The sequence below is a fragment of the Pseudoalteromonas rubra genome (assembly GCF_005887095.1).
Taxonomy (GTDB): domain Bacteria; phylum Pseudomonadota; class Gammaproteobacteria; order Enterobacterales; family Alteromonadaceae; genus Pseudoalteromonas; species Pseudoalteromonas rubra_E.
In genome coordinates this window covers 1-19,212 of record NZ_PNCI01000052.1, presented here as the reverse complement: position 1 = coordinate 19,212, position 19,212 = coordinate 1, and the positions used below count along the sequence as shown (strand labels likewise).

12 protein-coding genes and 1 pseudogene are annotated in these 19,212 nt (G+C 48.0%); 5 read left to right on the top strand and 8 right to left on the bottom strand.

The features are described from left to right. Nucleotides 1-96: 96 nt before the first annotated feature. The 4 genes from CWB99_RS19510 to CWB99_RS19495 form a co-directional block, all read right to left on the bottom strand. Entirely contained in the window at nucleotides 97-294 is a 198-nt protein-coding gene (locus CWB99_RS19510) for a hypothetical protein (protein WP_138552710.1), read from the bottom strand. 139 nt (nucleotides 295-433) lie between these two features. Then, nucleotides 434-2,896, bottom strand: a complete 2,463-nt coding sequence (locus CWB99_RS19505) for a TonB-dependent receptor (protein ID WP_138552711.1) — start codon at nucleotides 2,894-2,896, stop codon at nucleotides 434-436. 260 nt (nucleotides 2,897-3,156) lie between these two features. Continuing rightward, on the bottom strand, nucleotides 3,157-3,867 hold the full coding sequence (locus CWB99_RS19500) for a helix-turn-helix transcriptional regulator (RefSeq protein WP_138552712.1): 711 nt from the start codon (nucleotides 3,865-3,867) through the stop codon (nucleotides 3,157-3,159). 56 nt (nucleotides 3,868-3,923) lie between these two features. Beyond that, nucleotides 3,924-4,241 carry an antibiotic biosynthesis monooxygenase family protein gene (locus CWB99_RS19495; protein ID WP_138552713.1) on the bottom strand — a complete coding sequence of 106 codons (318 nt, stop codon included), beginning with the start codon at nucleotides 4,239-4,241 and terminating at the stop codon, nucleotides 3,924-3,926. Between the two features lie 232 nt (nucleotides 4,242-4,473). Between CWB99_RS19495 and CWB99_RS19490 the strand changes: the two genes are divergently transcribed. Then, nucleotides 4,474-5,094: a LysE family translocator gene (locus tag CWB99_RS19490; RefSeq protein WP_138552714.1), complete on the top strand. Its 621-nt coding sequence runs from the start codon at nucleotides 4,474-4,476 to the stop codon at nucleotides 5,092-5,094. A gap of 3 nt (nucleotides 5,095-5,097) precedes the next feature. Here the strand turns inward: CWB99_RS19490 and CWB99_RS19485 are convergent, their stop codons facing one another. Together CWB99_RS19485 and CWB99_RS19480 are read right to left on the bottom strand one after the other, a co-directional pair. Further along, the gene (locus tag CWB99_RS19485; RefSeq protein ID WP_138552715.1) at nucleotides 5,098-5,751 is read right to left on the bottom strand and encodes a hypothetical protein; all 654 of its coding nucleotides are present in this window, start codon (nucleotides 5,749-5,751) and stop codon (nucleotides 5,098-5,100) included. Nucleotides 5,752-5,785: 34 nt separating this feature from the next. Beyond that, entirely contained in the window at nucleotides 5,786-7,216 is a 1,431-nt protein-coding gene (locus CWB99_RS19480; RefSeq protein WP_138552716.1) for a PLP-dependent aminotransferase family protein, read from the bottom strand. Nucleotides 7,217-7,302: 86 nt separating this feature from the next. On the opposite strand from CWB99_RS19480, the gene CWB99_RS19475 reads away from it, so the two are divergent. Beyond that, on the top strand, nucleotides 7,303-8,679 hold the full coding sequence (locus CWB99_RS19475) for a pyridoxal phosphate-dependent decarboxylase family protein (protein WP_138552717.1): 1,377 nt from the start codon (nucleotides 7,303-7,305) through the stop codon (nucleotides 8,677-8,679). Nucleotides 8,680-8,779: 100 nt separating this feature from the next. On the opposite strand, the gene CWB99_RS19470 is transcribed toward CWB99_RS19475, so the two are convergent. Next, nucleotides 8,780-12,277: a PKD domain-containing protein gene (locus CWB99_RS19470; RefSeq protein WP_138552718.1), complete on the bottom strand. Its 3,498-nt coding sequence runs from the start codon at nucleotides 12,275-12,277 to the stop codon at nucleotides 8,780-8,782. 423 nt (nucleotides 12,278-12,700) lie between these two features. Between CWB99_RS19470 and CWB99_RS19465 the strand changes: the two genes are divergently transcribed. After that, nucleotides 12,701-14,749, top strand: coding sequence for a winged helix-turn-helix domain-containing protein (locus CWB99_RS19465; protein WP_171045402.1), 2,049 nt, complete (start codon nucleotides 12,701-12,703; stop codon nucleotides 14,747-14,749). A gap of 49 nt (nucleotides 14,750-14,798) precedes the next feature. On the opposite strand, the gene CWB99_RS19460 is transcribed toward CWB99_RS19465, so the two are convergent. Beyond that, nucleotides 14,799-16,985 carry a carbohydrate binding family 9 domain-containing protein gene (locus tag CWB99_RS19460; protein WP_138552720.1) on the bottom strand — a complete coding sequence of 729 codons (2,187 nt, stop codon included), beginning with the start codon at nucleotides 16,983-16,985 and terminating at the stop codon, nucleotides 14,799-14,801. Nucleotides 16,986-17,154: 169 nt separating this feature from the next. Here CWB99_RS19460 and CWB99_RS19455 point away from each other — a divergent pair, with 169 nt between their 5' ends. Both CWB99_RS19455 and CWB99_RS19450 read left to right on the top strand, forming a co-directional pair. Next, nucleotides 17,155-18,195, top strand: a complete 1,041-nt coding sequence (locus CWB99_RS19455; RefSeq protein ID WP_138552721.1) for a S66 family peptidase — start codon at nucleotides 17,155-17,157, stop codon at nucleotides 18,193-18,195. Between the two features lie 169 nt (nucleotides 18,196-18,364). Continuing rightward, nucleotides 18,365-19,186, top strand: a pseudogene (locus CWB99_RS19450) (ectonucleotide pyrophosphatase/phosphodiesterase); the annotation flags it as partial. Between the last annotated feature and the right edge of the window lie 26 nt (nucleotides 19,187-19,212).

The following is a 19,212-nucleotide window of genomic DNA, read 5'->3' as shown; positions in this document are numbered from 1 at the left end:
TGAATATAGTGTCAGTATAGTACGCTGAGCGCGATTGCACTGTTTGCTGGCAAGGGGTTGCGCCCTGAGTGCAAGCGCGGACCCCGTAAAGACATATTAAGATAAGGAGAATAGATTGTCGGGTGTTTGGGTCGATTCGGGTGCCAGCTGTGGGTCTTGTACGTCTCCAAGCAGCTCATCGATTGCCACTTCCAGTCTGGCTTTGAGTTCATCAATGTTGTCTTTGAGCTTGTCTTTTTTATAGGCAGGAAGCGAATTATCATCATTGATTTCCAGCTCAGTGAGATCCAACATTTCAATCCTGACTTATTAAGCAAAGACCGTACCTAAATCAGCTTTACAACATGCAATTGTGTGAGTAACAAAAAAGCGAACTGAGCAAGGCTCAATTCGCTTTTTGTCTTAGTACGGACCTACGCTGTAGGTCAGAGTATTAGAACTGGTAATTCACCGACAATTTAACGTTACGTTCGTTACCAGGTAAGCCACCTAGGAACAGGGCTTTGCTGTAATAACGCTCGTCTGTCAGGTTCTCAATGTTCAGCTGGATCTGGTACTTGTCACCTTGGTAGCGCGCGGCTGCATCCCAGCGCGTATAGCTGTCAATAGTCGCTGTCGGCAAGCCGAAACCGGATGAGTTAACGGTACGCTCGTCGACATAGTTGATACCCAGACTAAGCGTCAGGTTTTCCAACACAGTGGCTGGCAGCTGGTAGTTCACCCAGGCACTGGCCATTTTTTCTGGAACGCCTTTTTTCTGGTTCTCTGTCCCTTTTTCCTTACGGATCTCAATTGCATCCTGCCAGGTAGCGTTCAGGTTTAAATCAACCGACTCCGCCAGTGCCAGGTTCAGATCGACTTCAACACCCTTTGACTCATCTTCGTTGTCGTAAAAATATTGCGCAACGCTAATGTTATAGTCAGAGCTTTCTGGATTTGTGTCATTGTAAAGCGGGTTGTTATAGCGCAGGTTAGTACGGCTGGTTTCAAACCACACAATTGAACCCAACAAATCTTCGTCCAGCGCAGTAAAGCGAATACCCAAGTCCAGTGATTGCGATTCTGAATCCGGGCGGTTAGCTTCTTTTGTCTCATCAGTTAGTGAGCCTAAAATGCTGTAAGCTGTACGGCCTTTGGCAACATTAACGAACGCAGATAGCTGCGGGTGAACCTGATAGTTAATACCGAGATTATAGGTCATGCCTGAGTCGTCGGAATTTTGCTCTTGACTGGCTTCTGCACGGTCACTTCCCTTGTGCTGATAAGCCTGCTCAATCGCAGAGTAGGCAAGGCCGGCACGCACGGTTAATTGATCTGTAAGATACAACACTTCCTGGAAGCTGATCCCATAAGCATCTAACGACTTGTCATAGTTGCTGCGCAGTGACGGGGCATAATCCATGATATCTCCGGTTGCCCAGTTCGGGTTGCGAATATCCAGAATATAAGGGATTGCATTGTCGCCATTGCCACCGTCGGCATCGTAGACAGACCAGCTCTTTAATGCCATTTCCCGGTTTTCATAATTGATGCTGACCAGGTGTTCACCCATAACGCCACCCAGGCTCCAGCCCAGCTGTAAGTCGGCAAAGTATTGCCAGGTTTGTTCCTCGGCAATCTGACGGCGATATTCCTGACGACGTGCGGCAAAGGGATGGAGCTCATCATCAATGACTAACGGGGCGCGTGGATCCTGGTTGATGATGTTTACTGGTTGTTTGTTGTATGATGTTGCGCGGTTCCAATAAACATAGTTATATGCACCAGTCTGGCGGGCAAGCTCTGAATCATAGCTGCGCCACAATACTTGTTGCGTCAGGGTCGAATCATTGTTGATATGCCAGTCATGGCGCAGTTTAATACGCAGCTCTTCCCCTTCGTTTGGCTTAGACAACGGCGAGATCAGGTTGCCATCACCCAGATTGTAGGGCTTAAGACCATCTGTAGCCTGGATTGAAGCGGCCAGCTGTTCGCGTTGCTGCGCTGTGAGTTGAACGCCTAAGTAGTTTTCGCCCTTTTCATTCATTTGAGGGTCGTTAGGCAGATCTGCTGCTGTTAACATACCTGGCGTACCACTGGTGCTATCCCAGTTCATGATTCTGACCGGATCACCAATTGAATCGACTTGCAGGGCATCGTCGATATATGCGGCAGAAAGCAGTAGCTTGTGATTGTCATTGACGTCAAAGCTCAGGCTGGCATAAACCTCGTCTCTGTCTGATTGCAGGTCGCGATAACCATCACTGCGCTCGTGATTCGTTACCAGGCGGTAAGCCCACTGATCGTTCAGGCCACCAGTGGCATCAAATCCAATGCCATAGCTGTTCCAGCTGCCTGCTTTGGCGCTGATTTCAAACGCTTCCTGTTGTTGAGGTTTTTTCTCAACCAGGTTGATCACACCACCTGCTGCGCCAATACCGTATAACCCGGTTGCCGGGCCTTTTAGCACTTCAATACTCTCAACATTGGTCATGGAACGGGTCGGGTTGAAGTTGTTACCCAAGTCGGCACCCCCGTACATACCGTCGTAGGTGTAGTTCACACCCAGACCACGTACTGTCAGATTATCACCTATGCCATAGTTGTTGCCGGCTTGTCCCAGGCCACTGACGTTACGCAGCGCCTCTTGTAGCGTGGTGGCGTTTTGTGCTTTGAGCAACTCTTTATCAACAACCACAATGGCGGCAGGTGTTTGCATCAATGCCATGTTTGACTTGGTGGCTGTGCCTGATTCCAGGATCAGCTTATTGTGTTTACCGTATACACTAATTTTTTCGATGTTTTCATCAGCGTTTTGAGCAAAAGCACCTGTGCTGCTTACAGCGGCACCTAACAGGGCGATTTTAACGGCATTGGCCAATAGATTTGGTGAATTCTTTGAGCGAGAGAATTGCATTTTACACTCCATACAACTAAGGAACCCGGCTTCGGGACTGCAGAGGGGGCGCATACTAACAGTGATTTTAAATGATAACAACTCTCATTTGCGTTTAATAAATGTTGCTTGTGTGGCGAATTATTTGATCTGGTTTACCCGCTGAGAATGAATTATTGATAATTTATTAAATAAGAACAATCGACTAAAAAAAGCACACAGCTCGGATGAGCCCAGATAGCTGTGTATATAGACGATAAGCGTTAATACAACGACTGATTTCAAGGACAGCTTTCGTCGCTTTGTTCCTGATATTTCGCCTTCACCAGCGCGATGTAGTGCTGCATGTTTTTGTGCTCAGTGAGCACAAAAGGCTGAGTGAGCAGAGTAATATCGCACACCCGGTCGAGTCGAAATTCACGATAATCATTGCGTAAAAGGCAGTGGCCAATAATGGTCCACTTGCCACCCCAGTACACCAGCCCAAGCGGCTCGATATCACGTTCACTAAAAGCGTCTTTTGCATCTTTATACTGCAACCTGACCAGACGTTTCTGAACGACGGCTTCACGGAGTGTACTGCTAAACCTTTGATGATCTTCTGTGTGGCCAAAGCTTGCTGCCACGTAGGGAAAGTCGTCTATCTGTTGTTTAAGGTGTTCGGGCAGTGCAGCCTCAATTTTAGCCATGGCACTGCTGGCGTGTTCAGATAAGACTGGATCTGTCCAGGCACTGGCCATGCGTGTACCTAACAGCAGGGATTGCAGCTCCGCAACGGTAAACATCATGGGAGGCAAATCACACTGAGCTATCAGATAACCAATACCAGCTTCACCTTCGATTGGGACGCCAGAACTTTGCAGGTGCTGGATATCACGGTAGATGGTGCGTTCTGACACATTGAGTCGTTCGGCAAGTTGCTTGGCGGTAATGGCCAGACGCCGGCTTTTAAGCAGATTAACCAGCTGAAATAATCGTTCAGACTTGTGCAAGGTGATCTCCAAAGACAAACCGGGGCAAGGCCCCGGCATTGAAAAGCCTGGTCAGGTTACTCACTGCAAGGGGTTTGTGCAACCGCTTCAGTCAGCGTTAATGACAAGCTATCTTTGTCGATTAGTGCGGCAAACTGCTGACAAACCGGCTCGTGCTTGAAGGCTTCTTGCACGCGCTTGGCATCTTCGAGCGTATTCCAGTACACGATGTCAGTATAGATGCCGCTTGGTGCATGCTTTGACACCGAGCGATACAAAAGGCCTGGCTGCTTCTGTACATACGCCATAAACTCTTCACTTTGCTTTAAAAAATCTGCTTCAGTAACGCCGTTAGCCAATTTGAATGTTGCGATTTCTATGCTGTTAGTACTCATGTTTTTGTCTCCTTGTTTAAGTTAGTGACAGTAAAACACGGTGGTTTGTCAGGGAGCGTCAGTAGGGTGGATTGACCTCATGTTGCAAGTAATTATGAGAGTGATAGCCAAAGACTCATAGTGAACGGATGGACCGGGATGATATTGATTTTGATACATGGAAAACTTAAAACGTTGGCCCGTTCTTTGTCCTCGGTTAGAATGTGCGCTTTTTATTGTGCGGGGAAGTGTGATGGAATTAACAGCCTGGTTAAGTCTGGCGGTTATATGTTGTGTTGGGGCTATGTCTCCCGGACCAAGTCTTGCGGTTGTGTTGCGTTATAGTCTGTATCACAGTGCCCAGCATGGGATAGTGGCAAGCTTGTCTCACGGCTTCGGGGTGGGGATCTACGCGAGCCTGTCTTTGCTTGGCCTGGCCAGTTTAATTGAGCAGTTTCCTTTGGTTTATCAGGGGCTGGTGTATGCTGGAGCAGCGTATCTTGCGTATATGGGGTATAAGATCCTCAATAGTAAAAGCAGCGGGATTGAGGTCGCTAAAGAGCATGACCAAAAAAGTTACCTTGCAGCGGCAAAAGATGGCTTTGCCATTGCCTTTTTAAACCCTAAGCTGGCCATTTTTTTCCTGGCGCTGTTCTCTCAATTTATTGATCCGGAAGCGCTCACATTACAGACGGCAGTCATCATGTGCATGACGGTTCTGGTAATCGATGCGCTATGGTATTTCTTTGTGTCTGTTGTTACGGCCTCAGCCAGAGAGCGGTTCGATCTGACTGCGAAACAGGCCATCATTGATAAGCTGCTTGGCTGTGCATTTTTATTGCTTGCGGTCCGAGTTGTTTACCAGACTTTCTAGCCCTTATTGCCAGCCATGTTGTCGTACATAGTTGCTGACAACAAAGACCTTTAATGTCGGGCTGGCGACCGTGTAGTGGTCGAACTTGAGTGCCAGTCGATAGTCACCGCGACTGGCAACAGAAGCTATGTCAACACGAATGAACTGCGCATTTGGCAGCATCAGGCCTGCTCCTTGCACAGCAAACAAGTCTTGATACGCTGAAGCATTCAGCGGAAAAGTCGTGATACACGCGCCTGTCAGAGACAACGAGTCCACATGGAATGAGGCGCGCGGGAATTTCAGCATTAACCTGACTGATGGGTAGGGTGTAAACCGCCAGCTACGTGGCATGCCATGCCCTTCCACGATATGGGGTAAATCATCAATAATGGACAACAGAGTTTGATGGTCTGGGTGCCATTTACTTGGGGGACGGTTGAGTGACTGGAGCACAGGCTGAGTGGGAAATTCAAGAATATTTGCGGCGCGTAAATGTGTATCCAACAGACGTTCGGCTTGAGCGTAGCTCGCTTCATGCTGAGCCAGCTCCTCTAACAAGTCACTGGTAAACGCTTCGAGCTCATTACATAAGTTAGAATGTGCCTGAAGTAAATCAAACTGGGACGTTTCAACGACCTGATGAATGTAGTCCAGCTCATCTTGTGTCAAATCCATGATAGTAATCACCGCATAATTCGTAGTTTAAAAATTATACAAGTTTTGTACCAGTTTTAGATTCGCTTTTGACTGATTTCTGACGCTGAAGACTCGAGGCGGTTTGCGCGAGTTTTGTAAGCTGTGTTTCTATTTCTGCATGGATGCATTGCCCAAAATTAAGGCGGATATAGTTATGATAATGCGTGGTTGTAGAAAAGGCATCACCGCACAGGATGTATATTCGTTCTTCTTTAAGTTGCTTCTGCAGCTGTTTGGTATTGATGTCTGGCAGCTCTAACCAAAGTACCAGCCCTCCCTGTGGACGATTCACTCTCACCTTATCAGGTAATAGCCTGGTTAGTAGCTGTATGTACTGATTGCATTGTGACGCAAGTGTGTTATTGAGCTTTTTAAGGTACCGGGCATAATGACCCCGACTTATGTAGTCGGCCAGGGCCAGCTGGAGCGGACGATTACACCCCAAAGAGCGAATGCGGATCAGGTCGCTGTACTTCTGGTGGAAACGCCCGGGCGCACACCAGCCAAGGCGCAGCCCTGGCGCCAGCGTTTTAGAGATACTACTGCACCAGACCACCCAGCCATCCTGATCAAAGTGTTTGATAGGTAAGGGGGTGGTGCCGGTATGACACAGCTCGCGATATACATCGTCCTCAATGATGGGAATGCGATACTGACTGGCCATGTTCGCTAATGCTGCTTTTTGCTGTGTACTCAGGCTGTGACCCGTTGGGTTTTGGAAATTAGCACTGATCAGGCAGGCAGCAACCTGATGCCGGGCCATCTCATGTTCCAGCTGAACCAGATCGATACCATCCTGATTGCTTGGGATCTCAAGCACTTGTCTGCCCATCACGCTGAGTATATCAAGCAAGCCTGTATAACAAGGAGAAGGCACAGCAACGATATCTTGTTCTTTGGTGACGAGTTCCAGCGCCGTTTTAACGGCATCCAGACAGCCCTGAGTGATGACTAACTCCTGTGCACGTATCACAAACCCCTGTGTTTTTAGGTGCTCTGATAATGCCTGCCGAAACGGCTGCTCACCCAGCGGGTCGCCATAGTTGAACAATGTATGATCGCTTCGCATCGTTCTCGCCAGCGAGGCACGTAGTTGTTGCGAGTCTATCAGGGTTGGGTCAAGTTGTGCTGTTGCAAAGCCTGATCTGGCCCGGCTGGGAGGGGGGTTGGGCAAAGTGCACGCCTTGGCATTAAACTGCGCATATTCAATAGCAGAGGCGTGTTGTGGGTTAAAGCAGGGGAAAAAACCACGTTTTGGGTCGGCCGTGATATAACCCAGAGATTCAAGGTATCGGTAGCAGGCAAGTGCGGTGGTCATGCTTACCTGATACAACGCACTCAGCTGACGCAAAGACGGAAGAGGCTGATCGAACTCATATTCACCGGCTTCTATGGCGGTGATGAATTGCCCGGCCAGGGCTTTGTATTTTGCTTGTCTACCCATCTGTTATCTAAAAAGTTCTATTTTTTGTATCTGTTCTCTTTTCTCTATCACGTTAAGGTTTAGGGGTAAAGTCAAAAGGAGTCATTATGCAGTCACTATCACAACCGACATTTGCACAGATGCTTGGTGCACTTGAGCTAGAATGTCAGGCATTCAATCTGTCACTGGATACACGGCGGGTAAGTAATCCGGTTGCCTGCCTGAAACGCCGGGGGCTTAGCGATGAGCCTGCTGGATTTGAGGAGTTCAGGCAAATTTTTAGCACAGAAATCGCGCCTCAATTATCTGCCAGTAACGGAGGGCGTTACTGGGGGTTTGTTACCGGAGGCGCAAACCCTGTGGCGACTTATGCTGACTGGCTGGTCACGCTATACAATCAGAATGTGTCCAAAGGGGGTGATTCGATAGCAAGTGATGTTGAGCGTCAGGCCATCGACTGGTTAGTATCGCTATTTGAACTACCCGTTGCATTCGAAGGGGTGATGACCACAGGGGCCACCGCTGCTAACGTGCTTGGGGCGATGACGGCACGACAATATGCGGGAAGTCGCCAGGGAATTGATGTGGCAAAAGCGGGATGTAAAGACTTGGATTGCACTGTGTTCTCAGCGACGCCACATGCCAGTATGGTCAAGGCGCTCGGGCTGGCTGGTTTCGGTCAGGATAGCTGGGTGAAAGTAGCTTTCCAAAGTGATACTGAAGCTATGGATACTCAGGATCTCGCGTTAAAGCTTCGCCAATGCACAAGTCAGGGAAAGGTCGTGATTGCCAGTGCGGCCACAGTCACCGGCACAGATTTTGACGATTTAGTCACGGTGGCGCAACTATGCCGTGAACATCAGGCCTGGTTGCACGTAGATGGGGCGTTTGGCATCTTCGAGCGTCTTTTAACAGGCGCTGCTGGCAGAACTCAGGGCATTGAGCTGGCAGACAGTATCACGCTTGATTGCCACAAATGGTTAAACGTGCCGTACGACTGCGGGGTGTTCCTTACGCGTCACCCACAAACCCTGTTTGCGACTTGTAATGTTGATGCGCCCTATCTGGCCAATGATGATAATGTGCGACCTTTTATGTCTCTGGGTATCGAAAATTCCAGGCGGTTTCGAGCATTGCCTGTCTGGGCTACATTACTTGCTTATGGCAAGCAAGGCATAAAAACGCAGATCCAACGTAATATCGCGCAAGCCAGTGCGCTGGCCAATTGGATTGCTGCATCGTCAGAGTATGAGCTACTTAAGCCATGCAACCTTAATGTTGTGCTGTTTTCTGCAAGTGCTTCAAATAAGCATGATACACCGTCATTACTGGCGCAATTAAATGAGGCAGGTCAGGTCTTTATGACACCCGGGGTTTGGCAGGGCAGGGCCGCGATCCGCTGTGCTTTCAGTAACTGGCGTACTGAGCAGGCGGATGTCGAGCTGGCAATTTCGGAGCTCGCCAGATTAGTAAAGGGCGCTTAGCTGATCCATCAGCAATTTGATGCGTCATCAGGTGGATGGGTAATAAGTAAAATGGGTATAAATGCGACCCTGCCGGTGACAGGGTCGCAGTAAGGTCAAGCTATCTGCGCATATCCGCATCAAAGCGCATATATGAGTCGACGGCGTCATTCCCCGTAGCAGGGTCAGGCTCCATCATCTTCAGAACAGAGACTTTCCAGCCATCGTCGAGCGTTGAACTCGGTGAAATTACATACCCTTCAGCGCTGAGTCCCGCAGATGGGGTATTGGCCATCAGCATAAGCTGACCCTGATTAACAGACCAGGTGTAGGCACGGGTTTGCCCGTCTGTGACTATCTCAGCCAGTGAATTGGTAGAATGTAGCTCAACGTACATGGTTTGTGCGCCGTTGATCAGCGCAAAACGCTCGTACATCAATGTATGGCTATCGAACATGGGCTGACCAGACATAGGTTTAACACGCTGGACTATGCCCAGGTCGTTACCATCTTTCCACTGGATCACATCACCGTTGAGGAACATTGCAAACATAGTGTCGCTGTCTGCAAGCTGGTTAAGCTCGAAGGTGAGGGTAGTTTTTCCAGTACTGGCATCATAGTTATAGCTACCATAATTAATGCCGGCCATGGCTGGGTCTTCACTTTCAAAGTCGGCTTCAAAAAACTTGTTACCAGGCATGAATGCGGTGATCCAGATCCGACCTTGATTGAGTGGATACTCAACAAACGCACCTACTAAGGGGTTATTTGCATCAGCAAGGCGAGTCAAGGTAAAAGAAGGCTCGCCTTCAACATCTATCGTCAGGGTATTGCCGTCAATCGTTATGATGTGCTTGAGCTTAGAGTCAAAGCCATACGAGCCATTGGCGTCAAATACCATATCGACTGTAAACTCGCCGGTGCTTTCATCCCAGTTGGCATAGCCTACTTCCAGACCCGCCGTTGCGTCAGGTGCATCATCCGATTTCAACTCCATATGCACCCATTTTCCATCCCGGATCACCACGACAAAGTCTGGCTCGTTAGGGTCGTACCAGGCACCGGTGAGCATATCAGTCGAATAAGTCGGCACGGGTGGTGTTATCATGCTGGCCTTGTTTGCAGCCTGACTGTTGAGGTAGTAAGTCGATTCTTCACCTTGGTCGCAGTTGGTGTCCAGTGGGTAATTACAGACTTTAATATAGTCACGGTCAAAGCCTTTCAGGTCACTTACAGTGACAGAGCCGGATATATCTGAATGTAGTTTGCCACTTTTAACGGAAAAAGTACCAACTTCACTGAAGTTATCATCACGAATAACACGCTTGGTCATATCCATGTCATTTGTCTCATGGATATAATACTTGTATTCAATTTCTGAGTTAGAGTTAAGTAAAATAAATTGGCGGTATTGCAACCAGGCATATTCAAATGAGGTTAGTACTGAGTTGGACTTAGCGTATTTGAGTAGGTAGGTGCTACCCGGATCTGAGCTATTGATAATGGTCAACTGGTTTCGTATGTACCAGCTGTCTCCATCTATTGCTATGACATCATAAATGTTACTGCTATTGAGTCGGCACACTTGCGGGTCAGCCCCTTCAGGGCATTGGTAAACGAATTTGTTTGCCATTGAGTCGTAATAGTTGTTGATAGATAGTCTACGTCCATCTAATTCCCAAACGCTCGTTTGATCAACAAGGCCATTAAAGCTGGTACCGTTGATATAATTGTCGAAAAAGAACCTATCTTGAAGTAAATTTGCGCCAAAATAGCTTGTCAGCCTACCTAATACCATAGAGTCGTTTAACGTTATCTCTTGCTCGGGCATCATAATCCCGGTGCGGCGGCGATGTGTCATGGAGGCCATTTTATCCGGCGTGGTTGCTACCGCATCGTTTGTAATTGCCCAGAACTGAAAGCCGTTTTGCAGCGACTTCAACAGCCAGTAGGTCAGCGTTTGCGCCTCCATAGTGTCCGTCTTGGCGAGCATCACAACCAGGTTATTGTCACTGATCTGCCAGCTGAAATCTCGTTCAGTACCATCGGGTAGCGTGGATTTACCGCTTCCATCCTGATTAAACATCATTTGACTGGTTTGCGGTTGATAGTATTCGTTACCAGTTTCACCGCCCATCAGGTAGTACATTTGGTCAAAGTGCCAAACCCCCTGCATTTGGGCTGTTGTGGGGCTAATGGTATTGCCGCGCACAACCAGAGTGAAATCTTCTGTATCACTGACATCAGCATTAAGTACGGTATCATCATCGGCTTTAATTTCGTCTCGTACCGCCGTCAAGCTGATGGCTTTGGCAAAGCTATTGTCATCATAAATGCTAAAGGAGGCGGTTTTATAACGTGAGTAACAGCTGAAGTTCATGCCTTCGGAATTTTTACAGCTGTGTCTTGGCGAGAAGATACCATCACCAAACACGATACTGACTGCGCCATTCGTGGCTTGGCTCCAGGTAATAGTCCCAGTAGTATGATCGGTGAAAGTCCCGGTTCCATCTTCATTCAATGTCAGTTCTGTGAAGTGACTGCGGAAGTATCGCGTTGAGCCAATAAAATAGGAGCCCGCAATAGAGCCTTCGCCATTATCTACCAGCTTATCGTCGTTTTTGATTTCTTCTTTGGTCTTGTCAATCAGTGTTGGGTCGTCGTCGTTGATGGTGTTGGTCAGCTCGGTGGTGGCAGCTTGGCTGGAAACCAGTTGAAATGTGTTGCTTACGCCCTGGGGAAGTGAAAACTTCTTATCACCACTGCCGTCGATAACCAATTTGATCAATGCTGACAGGGTGAGTTTTTCATTGGCATCAACGCCAACCAGTGCATTGTTTAACTCGCTGGTCGTTTGTGGAATACCGCCGACAGCGTTTGTGACCAGAGCATATTCAGCAGTTGTGACATTGGTAATGTTAACCCCGAAGTTCTCGGTGCTATTGACGACCCCGTCGCCCCCTGCCTGCTCAGTGACCGACTCGAAGCTTTCCAGTTGAGAGTAAAATTCGACATTCTCTTGATCTGGTCCACCATTGGCTTTGATACGAATGAGTCTGTTTACGGCTGAATCGTCAACATCTAACTGGATGGTATAAGTACCATCATTACCCGCAGTTGTCGGGAAGGATTCGTCACCCACGTAAACCGTTAAAGCGGCGTTTGCAATCGGAGCATCGGTCACTACACCGGTTAGCGTAACCGATCTGACTAAACGCTTTACTGTAAAGTTTTTTGTCGTAGTAGCCGTAGCGCCGTCGTTATCGGTGACGGTAACGGAAAGCACCATAGGAGTGTCTTGTGTGACTTCTGGGGCTGTAAAACTGACATCACTGGTGGTGCTGTTATTCAGTGTAGCTGTCGGTCCGGAAGTGATACTCCAACTATAGCTGGCAATGTCGCCGTCACTGTCTGTGGCATTGGCCTTGAGCGAAACGGCGGTTTGTTCCAGTGCTTCACTATCGCCAGTAATGCTGACTGACGGAGCTTGATTAGTTGTTGGATTAGGGTTCGGGTTTGGATTTGGGCTGGGAGATGGGCCACTGTCTGATGACCCCCCACACCCGGCTATGAGGGCTGTCAGGCAAAAGACTGCCAGCAACAATTTTAAACTTTTCATAAACACACCTGTTCTGTTTAGCGAAATAAACTCGCACTTCCTTTGGTTGTTTTGTGAGCAGGGTAAGCATAGTTTATAAGCGGCAAAAGTGAATTTAAAATCTGTACAATTCTTGGCCATCAACAAGAGGGAGTATCACGCCTGTTTTCTTATGGCAGGCAGGATGTCACCTGCTTATTCCCTGGCTCTGGCAGATTTTTGTATTGATATTTTACGGGTGGGTTGCAATGCATTGAGATGATTATAGACTAGGGATGCATTGTTTCGCTCGGGCTCATCTCTAAGTGAGTATAAAAAAGTGTAAGGTACAACACACTGTCGTGAAGCAATAACAGAACAGAAGAATAATAAGTAGCCCATTGCCCAATACGCGCTCTATTCATGGTGAGTAGAGCAACAAGAGGCATGATTGACGAGAAGTCCATGGATTTTATTCAAATTGGCGAGTTTCGCCTCTATCACCAAACTAACGAACTCATTAACGGTGATCACAGCGTCACACTGGACCCAAGACAGCTTTCGCTACTGCAATTTTTCATCGATAACCCCAATCGTATTATTGGACGTGACGAACTACAGAGTGTGATTTGGCAGGGATCTATTGTCACCGATAACGCCATCAATAAGCTGGTCGCTAACCTGAGAAAAGCGTTTTGTGATGACCCTAAGCTGCCCCAATATATACAAACCGTCCCCAAACAAGGTTATCGCTTTATTGCGCCAATCGAGGTGGGGGTAGAAAATCCCAGAGTTTCTTCCTCACAGCAATCAGAGCAAAAACCTTCCTTAAGCCGGTTTCTTATGTCTAGTGTGGTATTACTTGTTGGCTTGCTGGCAGGTTTGATTTGGCATTATGGCGGTGAACCTTCATGGCAGTACGGAGAAAGTCAGGCAATGAGCCGGGTTAGTGGCGGTAAAATGTTCCCCGTTGTCTTGTCAGAGCACGAACACCTTGCATTCTTAAATATCACCGCAGAGCAGAGACGTAGTTTGTGGGTTGCAAATTATGGTGCGCAAAATGATGCCTTGCCTCAGATTGTTGAAACACCAGATTACCACCTCCAACAGCTATTGGGCAGTCAGGGTGAGTTTTTGATTTTTAAAGGGTATTACAAAGAACAATGTGGTTGGTTTAAAGCTCGACTTGACCTGACAACACAGCAACTTAAGGCACCCACAGAGGCACTATACAACTGTGAGCTGATTTATCACGACAGTATTTATGCTGCGGCCGAAGACCGCATATATGCGCTGGCGCATGAACGTCGTTTTGAGCACAAAAACGATTTATACACACTGAGCTTCTCGGGCGAGATTAGCAAATTGCCGGTCAAACTAGAATCATCCTGGCGTCTTGTGTATTTGGATGCTCACTCCGACACACATACACTGTTACTGACCGCACATACTAATGATGGAAACAGCCGGGTTATTACCTATGACCCTGTTTCAAACAAGCAGGTTTTGCAGCTCTCTCGTACCGGTTTGATGCATGGGGCAATTTGGGACCACGCTTACAAGGGCATTGTATTTTCATCTTCCAATCCTCGTACTCAGATGTTTCATCAGTCGTTCGATGATAAGCGTGAGACTTTGCTGAGCAGCCTCAGTGACAAGATTTGTTGTAATATTGCGCGTCATAGTAATGGCGTGGACTATATCTTCACCACTTATGATAAAGACATCGAGCTACAGTGGTTGGAAACCGGCTTTATGCTGGACAACAGCAACGGACTTGACCGTTCACCTCGTCTGGCGCATACCGAAAGTGGCGTCTATTTCATTTCTGATCGCTCAGGCAGCTCCCAGGTGTATTATCAGCGTCCACAAGAGCAGGCCAGGCCGCTTCCCAGGTTGCCTGATCATGTACGCCTCAGGGATATGACGCTGTCACCAGATGATGAGTTGCTACTAATCAATCACGACAACCATGCAATGTGGCTGATCCCAACCAACGAAGCGCAGCAAGGCAATACGTTGTTTTTTGATGGTTACATTTACCGTCAGAGCTGGTTGAGCAATAGTTTGTTTGCCTTGTCGGTAAAGCAAAACGAACTTAAGCGTGTGCAGATATATAACCGGCAGATGCAACAGGTTGCACAACTGCCACATGGCTGGATGTCAGCGATGACCGATCCCGCAATGCCTGACTATGTTTATCTGACCAACATGGACTATGAACTGTATCGCTTTCCTTTCGCCAGTATCTTGAATGGTCTGGAGCAGGCTCAGGGCGAAAAAGTCGGTCAGCTGGAGCCTTTTTCGAATCTGGAATTGGAACAGGGAGTGGTTTACCTGATGACCAAAGAGTGGCATGAGCTGGCCAGGTACAAGATCACCGACGAAGGCTTACACCCTTTATCCAGGCAAGATATTGGCGCATATATGGGGTTTGATGTGCATGATGCGCAGGTGATTTATGGCCGAAAAGCCGCTTTCAGAAGTGATGTCTATCAAACCGTTGCCAGGTAATGGTATGAGCGTTGCAGCTAACTGACAACGCTCGTAGCTAAGGGCCAGATCACCAGCGATAGGTGTAATTTAGTTTGATGGCTGTTTCGGAAAAAACGCTTTTTTTATCGTGCCAGCCGTCCTCAAGATCATATCCCTTGTTGATACTTAGCTGGTAAAGCTCATCCGGTGCAGGCTCGTAACGCAACCGACTAAAGAGCGAGAAGCTGTCGGATTGGGTGTTGTGTTGCAACAGAGAGTTCCATGACCACTCGCTGTTAAAGGCAATGTTCACTTTTAGTCGGGTGTTGTACATGTTGCTCTTTTCGCCGGCGCGCTCGTAATAGTACATATGACGGCCAAGTTGCACGTACAAATGCTTGTTGGGGCGGGTATTAATAGTCAGGCTAAAGCGCTCCAGATCAGCGTCAAAAAACTCCCCTTTGACGAGTCGGCCACTAACAAAAACGGGCCGGTCACTGGCTGTTTCATAATAAATGTTCCATTGATTGTAATCATATTCTCCCTCGGCAAACTGAATGTTGTCGCGAAACTCAAAGGGGTTTCTGAGCACTTTGTTGTACATATCGTAACTGATGGAGAAATAATCGTGAGACTTAGTTTGTATGACTAAAGGTTGCACGAACAGTTGCTGACCTTTCTTCTCACCTTCGGTATTTTCCCAGCGTTTGTAATAGGTTCTGACCTGATAGAGGTTGAGATTGTCTCCCAGCCAGCCTGATTGTGGGCGAACCCGATAGTGACTGGTGAGGTGATAGTATTTAAGGTCGGTTCGGTTCACAAAGCCCATCGCCGGATTAAAGTCTTTGCCGATATAACGATACTTGGTATCCAGGTAAAACTTATCATTGGGCAGTTTCAATGCCAGGCCATAGGATTTGCCATCGCTGTCGGCTGTTTCATTGGGGACGTCAACAGACTGATAGAAGGCATTGGCGATAAATTGCTCTTCACCAAATAGTAAATCATCAAAGCGATAGTCAATACCTGTCAGTGCCTGACTGTGATTGTCATCGGCACTGCCATGGGTGAATATAGCGCCCAGCTGGTGGCGCTCGCCAATATGTTGCTTGGCTCTGGCCACACTAAGCTGAGTCGTTTCCTCGAGATGGCCGTCACGTTCCTGATTGACGCTCAGTAAGCCCAGGTCTGTATTGCCAATCCGGCCTGTTAATTTGGTCCCCCAGTTTACATCCAGCACACCTGACTGCGGGCCCTGACCAATACGGCGCGAATAAAAGGGCATACCGTTGTAATCGTCATCGTCCATACCACCAAAGCGAAAAATCTGGCTATCCTGCAAGAAGAAATCGCGTTTTTCACTGTAGTACTGGCCAAACCGCGTCATGTTCATCTCAATTTCATCGACATCTGTACCCGAAAAATCTGTATTGAGTGTGAGCTGACCTGTCAGACTTGGAGTAAACCGGTATGTCGCATCCAGTGAGGGCTCAAAGCGGCTCTCAGTCTGTGTTTCTTTGTATGCAAAGCCGGGTTTGACTTCGATCCCCAGACCCTGATCTAAGTTATTGAGCCCGGAGATCGGCGCAGTTTGTGAGGCATGCCAGCCATACGAGTTGGGGTTATTGAGATTCCAGAAAGATTGCACATAGGGGCTGGATAGTTTGTGGCGTAGTTGTAACCCCCAGTTTTTGGCATCCGGGTCAAAAGACATAGACTGCATGGGGATTGCAATTTCAACGGTCCAGCCGTCATCCTGTTGCTGAGTCTTGGCGTACCACAGCGTTTTCCACTCGGCGATATACTCGGTACCATTGACCAGGCCGTCTTCACGCACACCAGAAGGAGTAACATGAAACAGGTAGCCGTCTGACTTGTCATGGTTGGTGTCTATGATGAGGCCAAAATAATCTTCATTCCAGATCCGCTCACCCTGAGTGAGTACTCTGTCCATAATGGTATTGGCGGGTTGGGTAATTTTTGCTGCAACATAAAAGTATTGCTCATCGTAGGCAACATATGCCGTGATCGGATACCTGGGTGTCCCGCCAACGGTTGGACGGAATTCAACAAACTCCGTGATCACACGCGCATTTTGCCACTCAGCGGTTGAAAGCTCACCATCTATCAGTGGTGCATTGTTTAGACGGGGGATCGCCGTTTCGCTTTGTGTAAATTGTTGCCAGGGGCGAATGTGCTCAGACGATTGCTGGGCCGCGCCACAGGTCGTATATAAAGTACAGAGTGTTAAGCTTAGTGCGTTCAACTTATTCATTGTTTTATCCGTTTCGTAAAAAGCTGAGCTCATTGTTGTCTGAACAAGTACAAAAAGCGTGAGAAAGGCGCGAAACGAGGTGACAAAGTGAGGAAATTATGTGATTAATACATGCCTAACGTGATGAATTAAATGGTTTTAAATTTTTAGCATGTAAAAAGGATGCCTTATGTACTATCCCGCTCCCTTAACCTCTGGCAGTACTATTGCTGTAACCGCCTTTTCCAGTGGTGTACCAACACCTTTGCACGCCCGCCTTGATAGAGTGTTACAAGACCTGGTGCTACGTGGGTTTAAGGTGCTCGAAGGTCAGTGTTTAAGGGACGACCAGCTGCATGTCAGCGCACCGGTAGCTCAGCGCGCTGACGAGCTTATGCGGTTTTTAATGGACGATCAGGTTGATGCCATTATGGCCCCCTGGGGCGGTGAAATTGCCATGGACGTGTTGCCCTTGCTCGACTGGGAGGCACTGCAACATGCCCGGCCTAAATGGCTAATGGGGTTTTCAGATATCAGCACCGTGCTGAGTGCATTTACCAGTAAGCTGGGCTGGGCTACGTGTCATTGCACTAACCTGATGCAGCTTTCACTGGCACAGTCGGATCCCTTGACTGCCAACACGTTTAAACACCTGCATACGGCATCAGGCGGTTCGTTTACGCAATATCCAGCGCCTTTTTTTGAACAAGGTTACAGCAATTATGCGCAAGACAGCGAAGCGGTTTTTAATCTGACGGAGCAAAGTAGCTGGCAGCGATTAAATCACGATGCACAGCTTGATGGCTCAGTGTCGTTTAGCGGGCGCTTGTTGGGAGGTTGCCTGGACACGCATATGCTGATGTTTGGATCTGAGTATTTTGATCCGCAAAGGCTGCTCGACAGGTACCCGGATGACAAGCTTATCTTTTATTTTGAAAACGCCGAGCAGTCGCCAACTGGCTATTACCGGGCTTTACAGAGTCTCAAATTACGCGGTGCGTTTGAACACGCCGCTGGTATCCTTATCGGTCGCAATGCTGTTTCGGGGTGTGCCGGAAAAGCGTTTGACGGAGATACTGCGGTCAAAATGGCGTTAGGGGATTTGACGATTCCGGTTGTGACGGGGGTGGATGTTTCTCATATTGCGCCCAATCTGGTGATGATCAATGGTGCGCTGGCTGAAGTGAGTTGCACAGGTGAGCAGTGGGCTCTGGTTCAGCATCTACGATAACTGAAAACGGGGCGGGGTGACTCGTCCTGAAAATCTGTGATTAGTCGAAAATATGCCCTGTCTCGGCAAAAGGTCCTTCATTTTATTCATCTTTTAGTTTTACAGTGCGCCCGTTGGTTTATTGTTTTAGGAACAAATGGGCATGATGACAACTCGCGTACTATCGGCTTTGCTGATTTTTATTACCACGGTTTTTAGTACTGCTTTTACATTACCTGTTAAGGCAGCATCAGTTAAGGCGTCACCTGGTCAGGCATCTGAGCAAAGTGTGGTGATATTCTCACTGGATGGCTTTCGCTGGGACTACATTGAAAAGCATAATGCAAAGAATCTGGCTTCTTTGGCAGCGCAGGGAGTGAGGGCCGAGTATCTGGAGCCTGTATATCCTACCAAGACTTTTCCCAATCACCTGTCTATTGTAACCGGTTTGCTGCCGTCCAATCATGGTATTGTGGGCAACCACTTTTGCGACAAAGACCGTAACCAGTGTTACAAAATGGGGCATGGTCAGGATGACAGCTCCTGGTTAAAAGGGATCCCGCTTTGGAATTTGGCGCAAATGCACGGGTTAAAAGCGGCAACCTATTTCTGGCCCGAATCCGATGCCCGCTTCAATGGTATGACTCCCAGCTATTTTTACCACTATTCAAAGCACAGTGATTATCAGCAGCGCATTGATCAAATTATTCAGTGGCTGAAATTGCCAGAGCAGACTCGCCCTCGCTTTGTTGCCGGATATTTTTCACTCGTCGACACCATGGGCCATGACTTTGGTCCTGATGCACAACAGACTTATGAGGCGGTGCAAAAGGTGGATAAATTGATAGGTCAGCTGGCGCGGCGCATACAGCGCGAAGTAGAGCAGGACGTCAACCTTATCATTGTGTCAGACCATGGCATGGCTCAGCTGGATCCTGAGCTGAGTTTGCAGCTTTCTGATCTGGGCATTGATCTGAGCGACTTTATAGTAAAGAACAGTGGAACTCAGGTCTGGCTAGGCGTTGTTTCCTAAATCAT

What these genes read in the sequence shown, in the direction of transcription:
- CWB99_RS19485 (WP_138552715.1), bottom strand. Translation starts at nt 5,751, where the DNA reads ATGGATTTGACACAAGATGAGCTGGACTACATTCATCAGGTCGTTGAA.
- CWB99_RS19465 (WP_171045402.1), top strand. Translation starts at nt 12,701, where the DNA reads ATGGATTTTATTCAAATTGGCGAGTTTCGCCTCTATCACCAAACTAAC.
- CWB99_RS19495 (WP_138552713.1), bottom strand. Translation starts at nt 4,241, where the DNA reads ATGAGTACTAACAGCATAGAAATCGCAACATTCAAATTGGCTAACGGC.
- CWB99_RS19510 (WP_138552710.1), bottom strand. Translation starts at nt 294, where the DNA reads ATGTTGGATCTCACTGAGCTGGAAATCAATGATGATAATTCGCTTCCT.
- CWB99_RS19455 (WP_138552721.1), top strand. Translation starts at nt 17,155, where the DNA reads ATGTACTATCCCGCTCCCTTAACCTCTGGCAGTACTATTGCTGTAACC.
- CWB99_RS19460 (WP_138552720.1), bottom strand. Translation starts at nt 16,985, where the DNA reads ATGAATAAGTTGAACGCACTAAGCTTAACACTCTGTACTTTATATACG.
- CWB99_RS19480 (WP_138552716.1), bottom strand. Translation starts at nt 7,216, where the DNA reads ATGGGTAGACAAGCAAAATACAAAGCCCTGGCCGGGCAATTCATCACC.
- CWB99_RS19475 (WP_138552717.1), top strand. Translation starts at nt 7,303, where the DNA reads ATGCAGTCACTATCACAACCGACATTTGCACAGATGCTTGGTGCACTT.
- CWB99_RS19505 (WP_138552711.1), bottom strand. Translation starts at nt 2,896, where the DNA reads ATGCAATTCTCTCGCTCAAAGAATTCACCAAATCTATTGGCCAATGCC.
- CWB99_RS19470 (WP_138552718.1), bottom strand. Translation starts at nt 12,277, where the DNA reads ATGAAAAGTTTAAAATTGTTGCTGGCAGTCTTTTGCCTGACAGCCCTC.
- CWB99_RS19490 (WP_138552714.1), top strand. Translation starts at nt 4,474, where the DNA reads ATGGAATTAACAGCCTGGTTAAGTCTGGCGGTTATATGTTGTGTTGGG.